An 18,909-nucleotide genomic window follows, 5' to 3' on the forward strand; every position below is an offset into this window, starting at 1 on the left:
AACGCGGCCGGTGAGATGTTGGCGGGCGCGGCTTCCATTACGCACACGGCGCCCCAGTGGGCCCCCTATGCCCGCACGGGCACTCCACACCCCAACCCCCCGGACACGTCGCACGTCGAGATCGTCCCGACGGCCGCCCTATCTCGCCTACATAGAACGGCGGTTCGGCCCCGAGCCGGAATTCACCGCACCGGACGGCATGGACTTCAAGCGAATCCAGCGCGGCATGTGGCTCCACATCGACGCGCGCAGAGGTGCGCTTCGCCTGACGTGGTCGCTGGCTCTCGACGGTGACATGTGGCTCCTGTGGGAGGAGAGGAGCACCAACGCGGTTCGGATCGCTGACCGAGGCCGGGGCGAGTCCGGACCCAAGGAAGCGTTCGCCGAATACCTCACCTCCGACGGCCAGTAGTACCTCCGCCCGAGCCTTGGCCGACGGCTCGCCTGAGCCAGGCCAGAGAGCACCGCGACAGAATGAGTCTCGCCATGACCAACTGCACCATCACCGAGGCCACCCTCATCGACACCATCCAGGTGCAGTTCGCCACCTGGACCGGCGGGGCACTGCGGGTGAGTGTCCCCGACCGGATCAACTCCCTTGCCGACCTAGCCGGGCTCGTAAGACCGCGCGTACGAGTGGGGCGACTACGACGACGAAGCCAGCATTCGGGGGCTGACGGACCTGTTCAACGCGAAGACCTGCTGCACCCCTGCCGCCCGCGGAAGCAGCACGACGCCGCTGCTGGGACGAGGGCTGCACCGGCGCCCACGTCCTGTATGCCGAACTCGCCGCCCGCGGGGTCCATGTCAGTGGGTCCGTTCGCGTCACTCCCTCTGCACGAGACCTGTGTATCCGACCACAGCGAGGGTCGTCAGCGCCCAGCCAAGGCCGGTGGCAATCCACGCGCTGCCGGTGTACAGCCATCCGTACGAGGTGGCTCCGTTGGGACGCCAGTTCTCGACTTGACGCACATTGACGACGGGAATGACCACATCGACGGCGTATGCCGCCGGGTAGAAGCACGGGTAGTCCTCAATGCACTTGGTCGCGGTAGGAGCAGACGCCAGGCTCTTGGTGTCCTTTGCCGGGACGATTGCGGTGTCGTGGTGCTGCGCCACTAGCGAGCCCAGAAACACGAGGAGGTAGACCGTAGCAAGGCCAGCCACCGCCCGCCACGTCTGGTAGCCGTACTTGATGGTCTTGTCCATCAGCCAATTGAAGACTTTGCGGAGTGGCGTGAGGTCGCCGTAACTTCGAAGATCTTGGCGACGGGCGATGGCGATTTCGCGGGCGTCGTTGTCCTGCCCGGCCTGCCGGTAAACACGGGCAAGCTGCTCGTAGGGCTGGGAGGCAAAGCTCGCCGGGTTCCGCGGGGTGGCCGTCGTGTGGTTGCAACGGATCCATCCCAGGCGCTGCTGCCAGGTTGCAAGAGCTGTGCCGCCGAAGGTCTCGTAAGTGAAAGCGACCAGTCGCAATTTTCCATCTGGCGGCCAATGGGCTTTGGGGTGATCACCGTCCCAGCAGTCCACCAGCCGGTGCACCGAGGCCCGTTCCAGATTGACCAGACCGTTCACCTGTGTAGCCGGATTCCACCGAAGCTCGTGGCTAACGTGCATTCCGGCCGCCAGCAGCGCATTCTCAGCTGGTAGCTCAGAAGGCCCCAGCAGAAGGGAGCCATCAATCTGTGCCCCCGCGAGCTTCACGGTGCCCCGGGCTCTGAAACCTTCGTCGAGTAGCACGTGCCCGCCAACCTTGATTCCGTCGGCGACGAGGGCGTAGCTCTCAGAGTTCATGCCCATGAGCTGGGCGCTGGAGCAGATAAGTTGTCCAGCGATGTCAGCGTCCTGAAGTCGCACGGCGCCGGCTGCTCGGAAGTCTTTGTGGAGGAAGACGTCACCCCCGACCTTGATCCCGTCCGCGATGAGTGCGTTGCCGTCGGTGTTGGCTACTGTGAGCTGGGCACTGGAGCAGCTCAATTGACCACCGACGTTTGCGCCATTCACCCGGACGGCACCGGCCGCTGTGAACTTTTTGTTGAGCAGTAGGTGACCGTCCACGTGGATTAGGTCGGCGACAAGCGCGCAATGGTCGCTATCCCTACCGGCGAGCTGGGCGCTAGAGCAGTCCAACTGGCCTGCGATGTGGGCACCAGCGAACCGGACGGCACCGCCGGCTTTGAAGTTCTCGTGCAGGAAGGCGCCACCTCCGACCTTCATGCCGTCGGCGACCAGAGCATTCCATACCTTCCTTGATGTGGGTCTGAACTGATCATTCGTAGGATCGGTGGACCCAGGGATCCCGGGTGTGGCTGTCAGGCATATGCCGCTGAGGTGGCTCAAGGGGATTGGCCGCCCAGGATCCCGCGACGACCCGGCCACTCATTGGGATACGCGAACTGAATCGCTCGTATGGACACGTCGGCGAGGTCGTCTGCAGGGACTGGAACGGAACGACTTCGGAGGTGGCTGTGCCCGAACTCTGGGCCGGTACGGATGCTGGCAAGGGCGAACATCACTGCACGGTGATCGACGCGGACGCGACGGTGGTGCTCTCGCGACGGGTGCCCAACAGCGAGACCGAGCTGCTGGAACTGATCGCGGATGTTCTCGATATCAGCGGGGAGGTCACCTGGGCGATCGATCTGAACGCCGGTGGTGCCGCGCTGCTGATCGCTCTGCTCGTCAATCATGGGCAGAGGCTGGTCTACATCCCTGGCCGCACGGTCCACCACGCCTCCGGCTCCTACCGGGGCAGTGGCAAGACGGACGCGAAGGATGCCTTCGTCATCGCCGATACGGCCCGCATGCGTCGTGACCTTCAGCCCCTGGTGGCAGGCGACGAAGTGGCCGTGGATCTGAAGACCCTCACTGCCCGCCGCTATGACCTGGCCGCAGACCGGACTCGGGCGGTCAACCGGTTGCGGGCCCAGATAGTGGAGTACTTTCCCGCCCTGGAGCGGGCCTTCGACTACAGCAAGTCCAAGGCCGCGCTGATCCTGCTGACCAAGTACCAGACTCCGGCCGCCCTGCGTCGCGTCGGCAAGAGTCGGCTCGCCGCCTGGTTGAAGAACCACGGCGTCCGCACCATCAACGTCGCCACCAGCACCGCGGACGCGGCGATCGCTGCGGCTGAGGCCCAGATCACCGCAATCCCTGGCGAGACGATGGCGGCCGCGATGGCGGCTCGCCTCGCGCAGGAGGTGATAGCCCTCGAAGAGGAGATAGCGGAGACCGATGCCCTGATCGAGGGCCGGTTTCGCGAACACCGCCATGCCGAATCGATCCTGAGCATGCCCGGCATTGGAACCCTGCTCGGTGCGGAGTTCGTTGCCCTGACCGGCGGTGACATGAACGTCTTCGGCAGCGTGGACCGGCTGGCTGGCGTCGCCGGCCTGGCTCCCGTGCCCAGGGACTCCGGCAAGGTCAGCGGCAACATGCGCCGACCACGCCGCTACAGTCGGCGACTCTTGCGCGTGTGCTACCTCGCGGCCCAGGTCGCGGCCGTCCACTGCCCGGTCTCCAAGACGTTCTACGAGCGCAAGAGAGGCGAGGGGAAGACCCATAAGCAGGCCGTCCTCGCCCTTGCCCGGCGCCGCCTGAACGTGCTGTGGGCCCTCATCCGCGACAACCGAATCTTCAACGCCACCCCACCCGCAGGTGCCTCCGCCCCGGCGTGATCGACTCACAGCGCGTCACCGAACCGGCTTGACAACGTCATTGGGAATCCCCTTGACGTCTACGCCCACTTGGGCGCCAGAGCAAATCAGCTGCCCCCCGATATCGACACCTCGTAGCTGCACAGCGCCGGTCGCCTCGAAGTCTCTGAGGAGAACGTCGCCGCCTACCTTTAACCGTTCGGCGGTAAGCGAGCTTCCGACGTCGTCGGAAGTCCGAACTACGGCCGAAGAGCAGTTGAATTGATCGACAATGTTCGCCCCGTCGAGCCGCACTGTCCCTGTGGAGAACCAAGAGCCCGAGAGGTCGAGTGACGTGGTGACGATGAGATTGTTGCCCGTAAAGCCCGCCAGGTTGCACTGGATAAAGCTGAGTTGAGGGGTGGTGGCGAACCTGAAGTTGACCGGTTCGGAGCAACCCAGGTAGCAGTCTTCCAGGATCAGGGGGCAGCGAAGGTACACGGACTCGAGGTCGAGAGCGCCGTCGATACGTGCCGCACGTAGCCGCACACCCTTGGCGTCTACGGGCACTGTCTGCGGGTTGGCTAGGAGGTCTCGCAGCACCGATGCGTGTACGGTTCGCTCCGGTCCCCAGTTATGCATCTCTTCCCGGTCGACCGCTTTCCCGGGCTCAAGGTCGAGCTTCGTTCCGGATACTGCATGCCCGCGTAGCTTCTCCTCCAGGGACAGCTCAGGGGCTTGTGATTCATCGTCGGATGTCTTTTGTTCCATCTATCGACGGTATGTCCGGGTTACCTGATCGGCGAGTGGAATCCTGCGCGAGCAGGATCGCTCTGGCTCACGGCCTGCCGAAACGGCAGAGGCGAGCGGCAGCCTGCACGGCCTGTGGGAGCCCGGCTTCAGCACTCCGACGACGACAGCGGAAAAGTGGAGTACCTCATTTCGGGACGACTGGCCCGCACCGGTTGCACGGCGCTTGTGATGGGCAGGAGCAGCACGCCGAGAGGTTGTCGTGGGCGGAGGACCCAGATCGGTGGGGCACCTTCGGGCTCGTCTAGCTAACGCTTCTGCCCGCGGCCCGATCCCAGGAGAGGGCCGTGACCTGGGTTGCCCTGCAGAAGAGTGGTGCGATCACCGAGCATGGCTGGCCATTCGCCGCCGAGCGTAGGGGGCAACTGCGGGATGAGTCGTGGCGGATCGAGGTGGGCGATCTCCACAGTCGGCTCCGCGAGCGGATCGCTGGATTCGGCGAGTCGCTCGCCGACATCGTTACCACCCTCCCTCGGGAGGTGACGCTCTGGGCGGTCGAGCCTCACACGGACCGCTTCGGTCGCGTCGACTGGATCCTGGTCCGGGACAGCATCAACCGGGGCGGCATGTCGTGGGTGTGGCAGACGCCGTACGGCATGGCATGGATCGACCAGGGCTGAGCACCCCCATTTGAGCTGGGGAAACGGAGTTGACCTCCCCCATGATGTTAGTAGAATAACTCTTAGGGATTGGGGGAGAGACACCCACCACGGCCCGCCCCCGGACGGGGGCGGACCTTCGCATGCCGACACCCTCCACGCCGAAAGACCTCACATGACCGAGCAGCTCGACTTGTTCGCCGCCTTCCAGCCCGACGAGACCCCCGCCCCCGCGCCCGTACCGGCACCCACGCCAGCCACCTTCACCGCGTCTGGCACACCGTCGGCGCACGCCCCGTCCACCGTCCGGCAGCTCCCGGCCAGGGGGCTGATGAAGCACGCCTCCGGCCACGCCTTCGCGCTCGGTGAAGCCGTTGCGAGCACCTGGAACAGGGAGCACGGCGGGCCGCACATCGAAGTGCCGATCGGCCTCGTCGCCGCCCTCTGCTTCATCCGCCAGAAGGACCCCGCGGGCCCGGACCTGAAGGCGCAGATCCTCAGCCAGGACGACCGCCAGCTGATCGACATGTACCGAGACATCTGGTCGGTGCAGTGGATTCACCGGCCAGACCTCATCGACCGCGCCCGCATCCTGCACGAGTGGCTCAACGACGAGGAGCCGGACAAGCACCGCATGTACGTCGTGCGCGCGGTCACGAAGACCATCCTCGATCGGGGCCTTTTCGACATTACCGGCCACGCGGACCCCTACCTGCGCGCCCAGGCGGACGTTCTCTCGCCGACGCTGACCACGCTGCGGTCATTGGGCGCACAACAAGGTCTCGGCGAGTACCACACACCGCCGGCACTCACGGACTCGATCGCGGAGGTGACTTTGGCCAACCTCACCTCCGACCTGATTACCGACCACCTGGCCCTCAAGCGGCGCCAGCACATTCACGATCCGGCGGGTGGCAGCGGGGGGATGCTGCGTTCGGCAGCCCAGTTGTTGCACCGCAACGGCCGGGACCCGGCCGACTACGAGTGGTCGATGGTCGACATCGATCCGATAGCCGCAGCCTGCGGAGCGGTGAATGCACTGACGTGGGGCCTGGGGTCGCACGTCACGGTTGCCTGCGACAACTCACTGGCGAACCCGAGGGCCGTCGAGGACGCGAAGGTACACGCCCGTTCCGTGATCGAGCACCGCAACAGGATGCTCGGGCAGGCACGCATGACCGCCGCGGTCCGTCACGCGCAGGACATGCTGGACCGGGCCATGACTGCGGCCGCTTAACTCCCCCACCCGACCTGACCTGGGAAAACAAACTTGACCCCCCTCCCACGGTTAGTAGAATAAATGCAAGAGGTGAGGGGGAAACCTTCACACCGAACGACAGGAACTCCCATGTCCAGCACCATCCACGCCCTGCTCATCGACGCCACGGGCACCCTCACCGACCTGTACCTCGACGCCGACGAACACCGGCAGTACACACAGGTCCACGACGCACTTGGCGGCCGCTTCGAGGTCATCCGCAACGTGCACACCACCTACGGTCCGGCCACCACCGTGCTCGTCAACGACGAATTCGACAAGCAGCCGCTGAACGCCGTCGCCGCCCGCGTCCTCGGCGCGCTGCTGAAAGAGGACCTCGCCGCGATCACACAGGGCCCTGTGCTCTTCGTCGCCAGGAAGAACACCGGCACCCTCACCTCGGTCCCTGAGGCCATGGCCGACCGGATCCGTGCCCTCTGCTCGGCCACGACCGCCACCCCCACGGCCGTCTGACCACTCGGCCAGCCGACAGCGGGACGGCCCCCATGCCGCCCCGCAGCCTCGCCTCCTGAAGTTGCCGCTCCCGCCGACCACGAACGGACACCGCCATGCCCCGCGTCCGCTACAGCCCCGAAAGTGCCCTCATCACCAGGGACCCCATCGCGATCCTCCAATGGGCCGCATGCCACATCGAGGAGGTCGGCCTCCACCAGGGCCGTGAGGTCTTCGCCGGCGCCGGACGCACCGTCACCCTCGCGTGCTCGCCCCGCGGAGCCATCGACGTCGCCGCCGGGGACGGACGCCGCAGCGGCGACCGCTACTACGACACGGACGCCATCCGACGAGGACGCGCCCGCGCCCTCCGCATCTTCGCCGAGCATCTCGCGGGACACCCGCTCGAAGGCGGCGACCCTCGCGACGCCGAGGACCTCCACTGCGGCGTGATCGACCAGTGGAGCAACGCTCCTGGCCGCACCGCAGCGGAAGCCGCCCAAGCTCTCCGCACCGCCGCCGACCCCACCGAACCGATCTTCTGACCCGGGCCGCTGGAGGCGAGGCACAGCCTCGCCTCCAGCCAAGCCCCGGACCCGCAAGGCCAGCACCACCCAGGCAGAGACGGCCAAGCCCACCCGCCGCGCTACGCCAGGAAAGAAGCCAGCGGCCGCCGCTTCCGCCTGACCCAGCACTCCACCAACCCCTAGGTGCGGTCAGCGCCCTGCCCGCACCCCTGAACTTGAGAGATCGCCATGACCTCCCCCCTGACCGAAACCGCCCCGCCCACCGCCGAAGCCACCGCCGTGATCGACGAACCGCCCGCCGGTATCGAGGGCTTCGAGGGAACCTTCACCTGGGTCGACCCGCGCACCCTGGTCGTCGACCCCTACAACCATCGCAAGCCGCCAGCTCCCGGAACAGAAGACAGCGACGAGCCCCAGCAGGAGGACACCACTGAGCCGGACCCAGAACTCATCGCCTCCGTCCGCGAGATCGGCGTACAGACACCTCTCCTGCTGCGCCCCCAGTCCGACGGCAAAACCCTCGGCATCATCTTCGGGCAGCGCCGCTTCAAGGCCGCGACCATCGCGGTCGAGGAGGCCATAGCCGAAGGCCGGACCTTCCGCCTGGTCCCCGCGATCGTCCGCACCGACCTGCGTGGTGTCGATGATGCCGCCCTGACCATCAGCCTGGTCGAAAACGCCCATCGCAAAGACGCGTCTACCCGGGACAACATCGCGGCGGTGCAGCAGCTGTCGTTGATGAAGATCAGTAAGACCCGGAAGGCGAAGTACGCCCGCTCACTGGGCCTGACCACCGACCAGGTGAAGGCCTCCGAGACCGCTATTAAGCTCAGCGACAAGAGCCTCGCCAATGTGATGAAGTCCGACTTCGACTTCGTCGAGATGGCCGACTTCCACGAGGTCGAAGACGTTGGTGATTCCCTGTGGCAGCTGAAGCGCGCCAAGCGCCGCGACCTGGAGGCCGGGAACGGCGAGCGCGGCAACTGGGCGCACGCCATGCAGGGGTTGCGGGACGAGAAGAAGGACCGGGATGAACGCGTCCGGCTCACCGCTGAACTCACCGACGCCGGCATCCCCGTCGTTGAGCGGCGGTGGAGCTGGGTGACCTCGGATGCCCGGCCGCTCACCGACCTCACGACGGCGGACGGGGAGGCGATTACCCCGGAGGATCACCGCAGTTGCCCCGGGCACGCCGCCTTCCTCGACCGGGACGAGCCGGTCGCGGTGTGGCTATGCCAGGACTGGACGACGCATGAGCACCACCTTGCTCCGGACGCCCCGAAGGACGAGCGGGAGCAGGAGTCGAAGGAGGAGGCTAAGGAGGCTCGGCGGAAGGTCATCCTCAACAACAAGGCCTGGCGGGCAGCCCGCATTGTTCGTCAGGAGTTCCTGGCCACGCTGTGCAGCCGCAAGGGCGACGCGTCCCCCGCGGCTTGGGCGCTGATCATGTCGACGATGACCGGCACGAGCTATCTCTACAGCCACTTCGTCGACAGCTTCAGGACCGACCTGGTGGCCGTTTTCCTCCGCGTTCCCGACCCCAACGAGGGTCGCACCAAATGGCATCGGGTCAGTGACCCGTTCGGCGAACTGATCACCAAGACCCCGCCCGGCCGTCGCTGGCGCATCTTCCTTGCGCACGTCGCTGCCGCGTACGAGCAGCAGGCCATGGGCGACAGTGCGTGGCGCGGACACGTCGACTCCACCACCACGGCCTGGCTGCGCTTCCTGAAGGGCGAGGGATATCCGCTCTCCGAGTTCGAAGCGGAGACCTTGGCCACCGCTGAAGCACAGGCGCAGGAGAGGGCCGCCGAAGAGGCAAGCAAGCGCACCGTGGAGGAAGCCGAAGCGGCGAAGGGGTCCGTCGAGGACGAGAGCGAGACCGAGCCGACCGCAGCCTGACCCGGACCCACCCCAGGGGAGGCCCGCCTGGGCCTCCCCGAAGCCTCGCTTCACTTCACACAGCTGACCTGCGGAAACAAGATTGACCCACTCCCTGAGGTTAGTAGAATAGTTCTAGTAATTGGAGGTAAAAGCACCTCCCCACAGCCCCGAACGGATCACCACCATGCCCACCGCCCTCGAATCCGCAGCCGTCCTCAACGCCCTCGAAAACGCAGGCCGCCCCCTCCAGCGATACGACATCGTCATGGAAGTCTTCTGGGCCGCCGGATACGACCGCACCACCTACCGCACCGTCTACGACCTCAAAGGCGGCAGCGTCGAATGCAGCGCCCTGATCGACACCCTGCGCGCCGACGGCCAACTCATCCTGCTGCCCTCCACCCAGTGGCGACGGATCCTCGGCGACTTCAACACCACACGAGTCCACAAGCAGCGCGGCCACTACTGGTACGCCACCCGCGACCAGCACACCCGATGGACCCAAAGTGACCGCGACCGCGACAACCGCATCGCCACCATCGGCGCCCGCCTCAAAGCCGCAGCCCTCCCGCCTCTCCACGTCCGCAACACCACCTGGACCGACGGCGGCTCCCTCGTACACGACACCCACCCCGACGCACAGCACTGCGCCCTGGAACTCTGCACGCCCGACGAAGACCGCGTCGCCGAAGTCACCTGCAACTACAGCCCCACCGACACCGACAGCCCTACCTCGGCCCTCGCAGGCGCGAAGGCCTCCGCCGAACTCTTCGCCCACGCTCCCACCGATATCGCCTACCTCCTCAGCCTCCTCACCACCGAAGGCCACACGTGACACTGCTCCACGGCGTCCGTCTCCGGGGCATGCCACACCTCGTCCGCTTGGCCGCCTGGCCCGCCGCCCCCCATCAGATCGCCCTCACTCGCTGCGAACACCTCGCCCCGAGCAAGACAGCACGAGCTCCGCCGTCGAGATCCCCCTGCCCGCCTCCGAGCCACCGCCAACACAGAAGAAAGACACGTGATGAGCACCGCCCCCGATCCACCCAAGCCCAACCCCCGCCAGTCTTCGGGCTTCCTCGTCACCACATCGCTCCCCGACCGACTGCCTGCTTCCCGTCTGCAGCAGGGCGACACTTTCGCCCTCCCCGAACACCCCGACGAACCTTTGATCATCGACCTCATCACCCCCAACCCAGAACGGAACGCCAGCCTGCTCATCTCCACCCGGGATAGGACCGCGCCGATCACGCTGCACATGGAAGAGCCCATACAGCCGCTGCGCATGCCGCGAACCTTCAACGTCACCTGCCAGCTGTGTGAGGCGACCACCACCACAGACCTCGAACTCGTCGCCCACGGACAGCCAAAGACCTGGGTCTGCAACCGGCACTAACGCACCACCCTCCGGTGCAGGTCGACACCCCGACCTGCCCCGCCACCACCAAGGACCCAACACCATGAGCGACACCACCAGCCACGCGATGTCCGTCGGCAGCACCCCCGTCACCCTGCGCACCAGCAACCGCACCACCACGGACATCGCCGACAACCTCAGCACCTCTGGCCCCCACAACACCGAAGCCAGCGACATCGTCGAACGGCGCCGCGCATGGCTCTGCCGCCGCCTCACCAAGATCGCAGACAGCACCCCCACCAACCCCGTGAAGACGCTCGTCGACGGTGAAGTCTTCGCCGTCCATGGCCGACCCACCACACTCCAACTAACCGACGAAAGCAACACAAAAGCGGTTCTGGACGGCGCCGCCCTCAAGCTGCCGCGCACCACTGCGGCTAATCCAGACATAGCGCACCGAAACCTCATCAACTTCTACAGCAATATCACCCAAATTTGGCTTGAACAGAACCTCGAACAAATCAGTCGACTCATAGCCGAACCGGACTTACCTGCCTACGCCTCCACCCGCCTCCGCACCAACTGGATCACCCGCCATCCCGCACGAGGCCTCGCCATCCACTGGGCACTCGGTCAACTCCCCTCCCTCCAACTCGGCGAACTCATCCATCGCACCCTCGGCTTGCACACCATCGCCGACCCTCACCAGCTCGACGCCAGCCTCCGCAACCTCTGGCTCGGACGCCTCGCACTCCCCACTCCACCCCACAACGACACTTGCCCCGACTGCTTAGCCTTCATCAACACCTTCCACGCAGAAAGCTGCGACATCGCCCGCTGCGCCAAGACCGGCTACCAACGCGCCCACTGCCACAACGACTGCAACACCATCTGGAGCGGCCGCCTCCCCGGTGAAGCAGAGTGCGAGGAGTACGGCTTCTACTGCCGCACAGGCCCTCACGGCTACGAGCCCTGCAACAGCGACGACCCCCACGCCGACCACGACTTCAATCGCCTCTACCTCGAATGCACCTGGGACATCGCCGCCCAGCGCATGACCCTCCGCATCTAGGGACAGGGAGGTCCATCGGCTGCCGTGCCGTCGGCCGGCCTACCAATCGCTGGGGTGCGGGCTGATTTCCTGATCACCCATGCACTGTCGGAGGGTGCGCCTACGCTGCTCCTCACCAGTTGAGGACAGGGGGAATCGTGAGTGGTGAGGGTCTGCCGACGGGGCTGCACCCAGCGCGCTGGTTACACAACCGCCACGTCGAGAAGCGTGTCAGCCTTGCGGAGAAGGCAGCAGCCGATCTGGGTGTCACTTTCGATGCTCACAGCGTCCGCAGGGCACTCGCCTTTCGATGGAGCCCGTACTTTCGCAGACTGCGACGGGTACTGATCGCGTTCGCCGTGATCGTGATCGCGGCAGCCGTAACCTACCGCCCGGCTTGCCGCCCAGGCGGAATTCTCTACGTTAGCCCCGCGTCCTGTACCTCGTATTCTGCCTACGTTCTTGGGCCTAATGCGGTCCCGTGGGCTTCAGCAACCTTTGTGGCCACAGGAATTGTGCTCACCTGGGTATGGTCTGCGTGGCGCGGAGAACACGTCGCGAGTTGTTATGACCCGCTGTACCCACTACTCGCCTTGCTGGCAGCCAGTGGGAAGTTGGTCACGATGGACGGCAACCGCTACACGCATGCAGTAAAGCTCAACAAAAAGGTCGCCAGGCTCAGCCAGCCACTCTGGCAACTGGCCCGCGATGCCACTTCCGAGTTCCGGAGCAGCCGAACGGTCCGCAGAGAACTCCGTCAGCACGTAAGGCGAGTGACGCTCGCGTTCACGCAGGCCGCCGACGGGCTCATGAGGGATCGCGAGGTTGCTGCTCGGAAGCTCGGTTCGCTGGCCGCGACTGCTGCCAGCAGCATTGCTGTTGACCGCTTCCCAGAGATACTTCCAGAGTCCCTGCTCCCAAGTACGGACTCTGGAGGCTCCCCACTGGAGCCCGACCGGCTGGACGGCCGCCGTCTGGCGAACGCGTGCGGATGGTCACTCATCATCGACACCGCATTCTCACTGTTTCTGGCGTGGCTCGGCGGGCCTGCGGAGGTCCTTGTATCGCTGGCTGTACTGGGCTTCCCTGTTGCGGTCTACGTGATCTTGGCTGCCAAGTACGGGCTTAGTGAGGCAACCCGCCTAACTCGCAGTATCAGTTCGTTCTTCTCCTCCGGGTCTCCGCTTTGACGGTCCAGGTATCGAAGATGAGCTCGCTTCGCGGTTGGGGTGAAGTCCCGCCTGGCCGGGCAGCAACTGACCCCATCCGCCGCGCGCCACGTCGGTAGCGCGGCTCACGCCCCGTTACGGCCACGGCCCGCGCCAATACGGCGCTTACGCGAGGTCACGCTTAGGAGGCATAACGAGCCCCAGCCCACATCGGTGGCCAGCCGTGGGCTTCCCTCCAGCGCCGGGAACTCAGTGAGGCGGCCATCCCAACTACTTTCCCACCCAACCTGCATCGTTCGGACCCGAGCAAGCCTGCTGTCCCCGCCCACGACACCCCCGGGGGACATCAGGGGGACAGAAGGCCGGGGAAAGGCAGGGAAGGGTGAGGAAGGAACTCTGGGGATTACGGCTAGAGACCCTCGGGCTAACCGGACCCCACATGTGGAGTCCGACGGGCCTTATCCGCCTGGCAACCTGCAAAGAGCCTCTGACCAGGCGCTATGCTGCTGATCACCCTGAGCGGGTACACCTCGAACGGCCGCCAGGAGGTCCGGGCAACGAACAGGGGACGGTAGCGAAATCAGCCAAGATCCTGGGTGCCTTTCGAGGAGAACGACGGCCGCGGCAAGGACCGCCCGGTGCTCGTCGTGGCCCGTGAGGCGGCCGGCACGCTGCTCGCGGTGCAGCTGTCCAGCAAGCGGCACGACCACGACCGCGAATGGGTGCCGATCGGTGTGGGTCCCTGGGACCGGGAGGGCCGCGAGTCCTGGGTGGACCTCGACCGCGTGCTGCGCCTGCACGAGCGGGGCATGCGCCGCGAGGCATGCGCCCTGGACCTCCCCCGCTTCACCCTGGTCGCGAACCGGCTGCGCGAACGGTACGGCTGGCGCTGAGGCCGTCCGGGGTGACCCCGACGCGCGGCTGTCGCTCGAACGCCGCCTCGAAGGCCCCCAGGGTGGCCTGATCCTTCGTCCGGTCCAGGACCGCGAAGGCGACCTCGTCGAAGTGGCCCGCGAACCGGCCGTCCCCGGTGAGGTGGTCGCGGAACGCCGCGGCCACCCGCCCCGGGTCGTTGCGGAACACCCCGCACCCCCAGGCCCCGAGCACCAGGCGCCGGTAGCCGTGCAGGGCCGCCGTCTCCAGGACGCGCCCGGCGCGCGCGTCGAGCGCGGGGCCGATGCGATGCGCCTCTTCGGGTGTGCGGGTCCTGATCACCCCGGCGTTCGGGGCGGGCGAGGTCAGGAATCCGGCGAGGTAGGGGTCGTCCAGGAGGCGGCCGCGGTCGTCACGGAACACCGGCACGCCGGGCGAGTGGATGACCCGGTCGGTGTAGAAGACGTCGCGGTCGCCACGGTGGTGGGCGTAGAAGTCCGGGGCGCGCAACAGTGTCGCGTACAGCGCCGACGAGCGGCAGAGCGCCTCCTCCTGGGCCTGGGCGCCGTTGAGGAATCCGCCGCCGGGGTTGCGCGCGGAGGCGAAGGTCAGGACCGCCACCGCCCCGGTGTCGCCCGTGGTCACCATCCGTCGCGCCGCGTCCAGGCTGCTCTCCCCCGTCACCTCGATGCGCGTCACGCGGTCCCGGTCGGGCGTGACGGCGAGCGGTTCCGGGCCGTGCAGGGTCGTACCCGCGAGGGCGGCGGCCAGCGGCTGGGCGATCGACACGGTACGGCCGTTCTCGCTCGCGTATCGGCCGGTGTCCGTGATCTCCACCGTGTGGCGCGCGATCCCGCGCAGTCGTGCACTCATGGCACGCATCGTGAACGTCCGCGGAAGTTTGCCGCAATCGAATATCCGGCCCCGCAGGCGCCCTTGTGCGATGCGGCCGCGCAGACTTAGGTAGGACGGCATGTGTGTCCAATCTCCGGAAGGGGGGCAAGCGTCCATGAACACCAGTGAGTTGACCGAGACAGAGGCCGACGACCTGCTGCGATGTATCTGCTTCAAGACGGGTCCGCCACGCACCGTCGGCGTGGAGCTGGAATGGCTCGTCCACGATCTGCACCACCCCCGGCTTCCCGTTCCGCACGACCGTCTGGAAGCCGCCTACGCCGCCTTGCGCAATCTGTCGCTGCGGTCGCCGCTCACCGTCGAACCCGGCGGCCAGCTTGAGCTCAGCTCGCTGCCCGCCGCCTCCCTCATGGAGTGCATCTCCACCGTCTCCGCCGATCTGGCGGCGGTCCGCGCCGCCCTGAAAGAGCGCGGCCTCGCGCTCGTCGGTCTCGGCCAGGACCCCTGGCATCCCCCGCGCCGCATGCTGCGCCAGGCGCGGTACGACGCGATGGAGGCTCATCTCGACCGTACGGGGCCGGCCGGGCGGGCCATGATGTGCTCCTCGGCCTCCGTCCAGGTCTGCATCGACGCCGGGTACGAGGAGCCCGGCCCGCTCGGCTTCGGGCGGCGCTGGCTGATGGCTCATCTGCTCGGCGCCGTGCTGGTTGCCGCGTTCGCCAACTCCCCCGTCAGGGAAGACAAGTTGACGGGGTGGCGGTCCACTCGGCAGGCCAACTGGAGCGACATCGATCCGGTGTGCGCCCTCGCCCCGCCGCTCGACGAGCCACCCCGCCAATCCTGGGCCGCGCATGTTCTGGACGCCCCGGTCATGTGCGTACGGGCCGAGGAGGGGCCGTGGTCGGCTCCGCCGGGGCTCACCTTCCGGCAGTGGCTGCGCACCGGCCTGCCGCGGCCGCCGACCCGCACCGATCTCGACTACCACCTGACCACCCTGTTCCCGCCGGTGCGGCCGCGCGGCCATCTGGAGCTGCGCATGATCGACGCGCAGCCCGGCGACGACGGGTGGACCGTGCCGCTCGCCGTGACCAGCGCGTTGTTCGACGACCCGGAGGCGGCGGAATTCGCCTACCGGACCGTCAAACCCCTTGCCGAGCGCGCCGGTTCACTGCCCGCCCCGCGCAACCCGCTCTGGCGGGCGGCCGCCCACGACGGGCTCGCCGACCCCGAGCTGCGCGAGGCCGCCACCGCGTGCTTCACCGCGGCGCTCGGCGCGCTCCCCCGCCTCGGCGCCTCCCCGGAGCTCCAGGACCGGGTGGCCGCCTTCAGCGACCGCTATGTCGTACGGGGCCGATGTCCGGCCGACGACACCCCCTCGCCCGTCCCACCGAAGGACATCCGCATATGACCGACCCGGAGCTGCTCAGGGCCCGCGCCCTGACAGCGCTCACCGCTGCGCGCGCCCGCACCGGCGTGCTCACCTCCAGTGTCGACGACCGTGAACTGACCGCGCAGCACTCGCCGTTGATGTCACCCCTCGTCTGGGACCTTGCGCACATCGGCAACCAGGAGGAGCAGTGGCTGCTGCGCGCCGTCGCCGGGCAGGACGCGATCCGGCCCGAGATCGACTCGCTGTACGACGCCTTCGAGCACCCGCGCGCCGCCCGCCCCGCCCTTCCGCTGCTCGCCCCCGCCGAGGCGCGCCGGTACGCCGCCGATGTGCGGGGCCGGGCGATCGACGTCCTGGAGCGCACCCCGTTGCGCGGCGAGCCGCTGACCGACGCCGCGTTCGCCTTCGGGATGATCGCGCAGCATGAACAGCAGCACGACGAGACCATGCTGATCACCCATCAGCTCCGCAGGGGTCCGGCCGCGCTCACCGCTCCCGAGCCGCCGTCCGGCACCACCGAGGGCCTGCCCACCGAAGTCCTGGTCCCCGGCGGCCCGTTCACCATGGGCACCTCCACGGAGCCGTGGGCGCTGGACAACGAGCGCCCCGCGCACCATCGCATCGTGCCCGCCTTCCACCTGGACACGACCCCGGTGACGTGCGGGGCGTACCTGCGCTTCATCGAGGACGGCGGCTACCGCGAGGAGCGCTGGTGGGAACCGGCCGGCTGGGCGATGGTCCGCGAACACGAGCTGAGCGCGCCGCTGTTCTGGCGGCACGAGGGCGGCGAGTGGCTGCGCAGGCGGTTCGGGGTGACCGAGCCGGTGCCGGTCGACGAGCCTGTCCTGCACGTCAGTTGGTACGAGGCGGACGCCTATGCGCGCTGGGCCGGGCGGCGGCTTCCGACCGAGGAGGAGTGGGAGAAGGCGGCTCGCCACGACCCGGTCTCGGGCCGCTCGCTCCGCTACCCCTGGGGGGACGGCGATCCCACCCCGGCGCACGCCAACCTCGGCCAGCGACACCTGCGCCCCGCACCCGTCGGCGCCTACCCGGAAGGCCAATCACCGCTCGGCATACGCCAGTTGATCGGCGACGTGTGGGAGTGGACGTCGAGCGACTTCCTGCCCTACCCGGGCTTCGTGGCCTTCCCCTACCGCGAGTACTCGGAGGTCTTCTTCGGGCCCGGACACAAGGTGCTGCGCGGCGGGGCGTTCTCCGTGGACGAGGTGGCCTGCCGGGGCACCTTCCGCAACTGGGACCTTCCGGTGCGGCGCCAGATCTTCGCGGGCTTCCGCACGGCACGGGATGCCGACTGATGTGCCGTCATATCGCTTACACCGGGCCCATGTTGGGCCTCGTTGAGCTTCTCGTGCGGCCGCCGCACGGGCTCTACCGGCAGTCGTGGGCGCCGCGCCGCCAGCGTCACGGCACGGTCAACGCCGACGGTTTCGGCGTCGGCTGGTACGCGGACGGCGATCCGGTACCGGCCCGCTACCGGCGCACCGGTCCGATCTGGGCCGACCCGAACTTCGCGGACCTGGCCCGGGTGGTGCGTAGCGGAGCCGTGCTCGCGGCGATCCGGGACGCCACCGAGGCGGGTGCGGACGGTGAGGCGGCGGCCGCGCCGTTCGCCGACGGGCGATGGCTGTTCAGCCACAACGGCGCCGTCAAGGGCTGGCCGCTCAGTGCGGCCCCGCTCGCCGACGCGCTGCCCGCACAGGCTCTGCTGCGCCTGGAGGCCCGCTGCGACGCGGCGTTCGTCTGGGCGCTGGTGCTGAGCCGGCTGACCAACGGCGACGAGGCCGGCCAGGCGATGGCCGACACCGTCACCGAGCTGGCCGCCGCGGCCCCGGGCTCACGTCTGAACCTGCTGCTCACCGACGGTGAGACGATCACCGCCACCGCCTGGGGCGACACCCTGTGGTATCTGCACTCCCCCGGCCGCTCCACCGTCGTCGCCTCCGAGCCGTACGACGACGACCCGTACTGGCGCGAGGTGCCCGACCGCACCCTGCTCGCCGCCACCCGCACCGATGTCCTGCTCACCCCCCTCAAGGAGCCCCAGTAGTGCGCCCGTTCCAGTTGACCCGCACCCTGCCCGAGGACGCCACCGGGGCCGCACTGCGCGCCGATGTGCTGCACGGGCTCACGGCGACACCCAAATCCCTTCCGCCCAAGTGGTTCTACGACGCGCGCGGCAGCGAGCTGTTCGAGGAGATCACCCGGATTCCCGACTACTACCCGACGCGGGCCGAGCGCGAGATCCTCGACCACCGCGCCGCCGAGATAGCGGCCGCGACCGGCGCGCACACCCTGGTCGAACTCGGCTCGGGATCCTCCGAGAAGACCCGGCTGCTCCTGGACACGCTGCCCGCGCCCCTGACGTACATACCGGTCGACGTGAGCGAGAGCGCGCTCGCCGGGGCGGCCGAGGGGCTGCTCGCCGACCACCCGGGCCTGCGGGTCCACGCGCTGATCGCGGACTTCACCCAGGTCCTCGAACTGCCCGAGGCTCCCGGCCCCCGCCTGGTGGCGTTCCTCGGCGGCACGATCGGCAATCTGCTGCCCGCCGAGCGCGCCGAATTCCTCACCTCCGTACGGAAGTTGATGACCCCCGGCGACTCGCTCCTCATCGGGACGGACCTGGTGAAGGAGGAGTCGGTCCTGGTCCGCGCGTACGACGATCCGACGGGGGTGACGGCGGCGTTCAACAAGAACGTGCTCAGCGTCATCGACCGGGAACTCGGCGCGGACTTCGATCCGGACGACTTCGACCATGTCGCGCTGTGGAACCGCGAGGAGGAGTGGATCGAGATGCGGCTGCGGGCCCGCCGCGACGTGACCGTGAAGATCCCCGAGCTGGACCTGGTGGTCTCCTTCGCGGCCGGCGAGGAGCTGCGCACCGAGGTGTCCGCGAAGTTCCGTGAGGCGGGCGTACGGGCCGAGCTGAGCGCCGCCGGGTTCGTGCCGTCTCGCTGGTGGACGGATGCGGCCGGACGCTTCGCGCTCTCGCTGGCGACCGCGGGCTGAGCAGCCGTGCGCGCCCCG

18 protein-coding genes and 1 pseudogene are annotated in these 18,909 nt (G+C 67.7%); 16 read left to right on the forward strand and 3 right to left on the reverse strand.

The window, feature by feature from the left end:
• Positions 1 to 199 precede the first annotated feature (199 nt).
• Complete coding sequence (locus tag IE206_RS26965) at positions 200 to 412, forward strand: hypothetical protein (protein ID WP_189966467.1); 213 nt, start codon at positions 200 to 202, stop codon at positions 410 to 412.
• Between the two features lie 413 nt (positions 413 to 825).
• Here IE206_RS26965 and IE206_RS26970 read toward each other — a convergent pair whose 3' ends face one another.
• Positions 826 to 2,058: a hypothetical protein gene (locus tag IE206_RS26970; RefSeq protein WP_189966469.1), complete on the reverse strand. Its 1,233-nt coding sequence runs from the start codon at positions 2,056 to 2,058 to the stop codon at positions 826 to 828.
• Between the two features lie 404 nt (positions 2,059 to 2,462).
• On the opposite strand from IE206_RS26970, the gene IE206_RS26975 reads away from it, so the two are divergent.
• Positions 2,463 to 3,677, forward strand: coding sequence for an IS110 family RNA-guided transposase (locus IE206_RS26975; RefSeq protein WP_189966733.1), 1,215 nt, complete (start codon positions 2,463 to 2,465; stop codon positions 3,675 to 3,677).
• Between the two features lie 15 nt (positions 3,678 to 3,692).
• Here the strand turns inward: IE206_RS26975 and IE206_RS26980 are convergent, their stop codons facing one another.
• The gene (locus tag IE206_RS26980) at positions 3,693 to 4,406 is read right to left on the reverse strand and encodes a hypothetical protein (RefSeq protein WP_189966471.1); all 714 of its coding nucleotides are present in this window, start codon (positions 4,404 to 4,406) and stop codon (positions 3,693 to 3,695) included.
• Positions 4,407 to 4,732: 326 nt separating this feature from the next.
• Here IE206_RS26980 and IE206_RS26985 point away from each other — a divergent pair, with 326 nt between their 5' ends.
• The 10 genes and pseudogenes from IE206_RS26985 to IE206_RS27030 all read left to right on the forward strand — a co-directional run.
• Positions 4,733 to 5,065 (forward strand): hypothetical protein, encoded by a 333-nt coding sequence (locus IE206_RS26985; RefSeq protein WP_189966473.1) that lies wholly within the window; start codon positions 4,733 to 4,735, stop codon positions 5,063 to 5,065.
• A gap of 154 nt (positions 5,066 to 5,219) precedes the next feature.
• Positions 5,220 to 6,281, forward strand: coding sequence for an N-6 DNA methylase (locus IE206_RS26990; protein WP_189966475.1), 1,062 nt, complete (start codon positions 5,220 to 5,222; stop codon positions 6,279 to 6,281).
• 111 nt (positions 6,282 to 6,392) lie between these two features.
• Positions 6,393 to 6,776, forward strand: a complete 384-nt coding sequence (locus tag IE206_RS26995) for a hypothetical protein (protein ID WP_189966477.1) — start codon at positions 6,393 to 6,395, stop codon at positions 6,774 to 6,776.
• Positions 6,777 to 6,871: 95 nt separating this feature from the next.
• Positions 6,872 to 7,300 carry a DUF6197 family protein gene (locus tag IE206_RS27000; protein WP_189966479.1) on the forward strand — a complete coding sequence of 143 codons (429 nt, stop codon included), beginning with the start codon at positions 6,872 to 6,874 and terminating at the stop codon, positions 7,298 to 7,300.
• A gap of 210 nt (positions 7,301 to 7,510) precedes the next feature.
• Positions 7,511 to 9,184, forward strand: coding sequence for a ParB/RepB/Spo0J family partition protein (locus IE206_RS27005; RefSeq protein WP_189966481.1), 1,674 nt, complete (start codon positions 7,511 to 7,513; stop codon positions 9,182 to 9,184).
• 166 nt (positions 9,185 to 9,350) lie between these two features.
• Complete coding sequence (locus IE206_RS27010; protein ID WP_189966482.1) at positions 9,351 to 10,001, forward strand: hypothetical protein; 651 nt, start codon at positions 9,351 to 9,353, stop codon at positions 9,999 to 10,001.
• A gap of 189 nt (positions 10,002 to 10,190) precedes the next feature.
• Positions 10,191 to 10,562, forward strand: coding sequence for a hypothetical protein (locus IE206_RS27015; protein ID WP_189966484.1), 372 nt, complete (start codon positions 10,191 to 10,193; stop codon positions 10,560 to 10,562).
• A 64-nt stretch (positions 10,563 to 10,626) separates the two neighbouring features.
• Positions 10,627 to 11,595 carry a YgjP-like metallopeptidase domain-containing protein gene (locus IE206_RS27020; RefSeq protein WP_189966485.1) on the forward strand — a complete coding sequence of 323 codons (969 nt, stop codon included), beginning with the start codon at positions 10,627 to 10,629 and terminating at the stop codon, positions 11,593 to 11,595.
• Positions 11,596 to 12,197: 602 nt separating this feature from the next.
• Entirely contained in the window at positions 12,198 to 12,764 is a 567-nt protein-coding gene (locus tag IE206_RS27025; protein ID WP_189966487.1) for a hypothetical protein, read from the forward strand.
• Positions 12,765 to 13,333: 569 nt separating this feature from the next.
• Positions 13,334 to 13,636, forward strand: a pseudogene (locus tag IE206_RS27030) (type II toxin-antitoxin system PemK/MazF family toxin); the annotation flags it as partial.
• Here IE206_RS27030 and IE206_RS27035 read toward each other — a convergent pair.
• Positions 13,590 to 14,489, reverse strand: a complete 900-nt coding sequence (locus tag IE206_RS27035) for a TIGR02452 family protein (RefSeq protein WP_189966492.1) — start codon at positions 14,487 to 14,489, stop codon at positions 13,590 to 13,592. The pseudogene IE206_RS27030 and the gene IE206_RS27035 sit on opposite strands and share 47 nt — an antisense overlap.
• Before the next feature lie 136 nt (positions 14,490 to 14,625).
• Between IE206_RS27035 and egtA the strand changes: the two genes are divergently transcribed.
• Genes egtA through egtD form a run of 4 tightly spaced genes read left to right on the forward strand, consistent with a single transcriptional unit; the run spans position 14,626 to position 18,891 of the window.
• Complete coding sequence (gene egtA, locus IE206_RS27040) at positions 14,626 to 15,879, forward strand: ergothioneine biosynthesis glutamate--cysteine ligase EgtA (protein WP_226599561.1); 1,254 nt, start codon at positions 14,626 to 14,628, stop codon at positions 15,877 to 15,879.
• Positions 15,876 to 17,177 carry an ergothioneine biosynthesis protein EgtB gene (gene egtB, locus IE206_RS27045; RefSeq protein ID WP_189966497.1) on the forward strand — a complete coding sequence of 434 codons (1,302 nt, stop codon included), beginning with the start codon at positions 15,876 to 15,878 and terminating at the stop codon, positions 17,175 to 17,177. Before egtA ends, egtB begins: the two co-directional genes overlap by 4 nt.
• Positions 17,177 to 17,929, forward strand: a complete 753-nt coding sequence (gene egtC / locus IE206_RS27050; protein ID WP_189966499.1) for an ergothioneine biosynthesis protein EgtC — start codon at positions 17,177 to 17,179, stop codon at positions 17,927 to 17,929. The genes egtB and egtC overlap by 1 nt, the downstream gene beginning before the upstream one ends.
• Entirely contained in the window at positions 17,929 to 18,891 is a 963-nt protein-coding gene (gene egtD / locus IE206_RS27055; RefSeq protein WP_189966502.1) for an L-histidine N(alpha)-methyltransferase, read from the forward strand. Before egtC ends, egtD begins: the two co-directional genes overlap by 1 nt.
• Positions 18,892 to 18,909: the final 18 nt, after the last annotated feature.

This window comes from Streptomyces violascens, from assembly GCF_014649955.1.
Taxonomy (GTDB): Bacteria; Actinomycetota; Actinomycetes; order Streptomycetales; family Streptomycetaceae; genus Streptomyces; species Streptomyces violascens.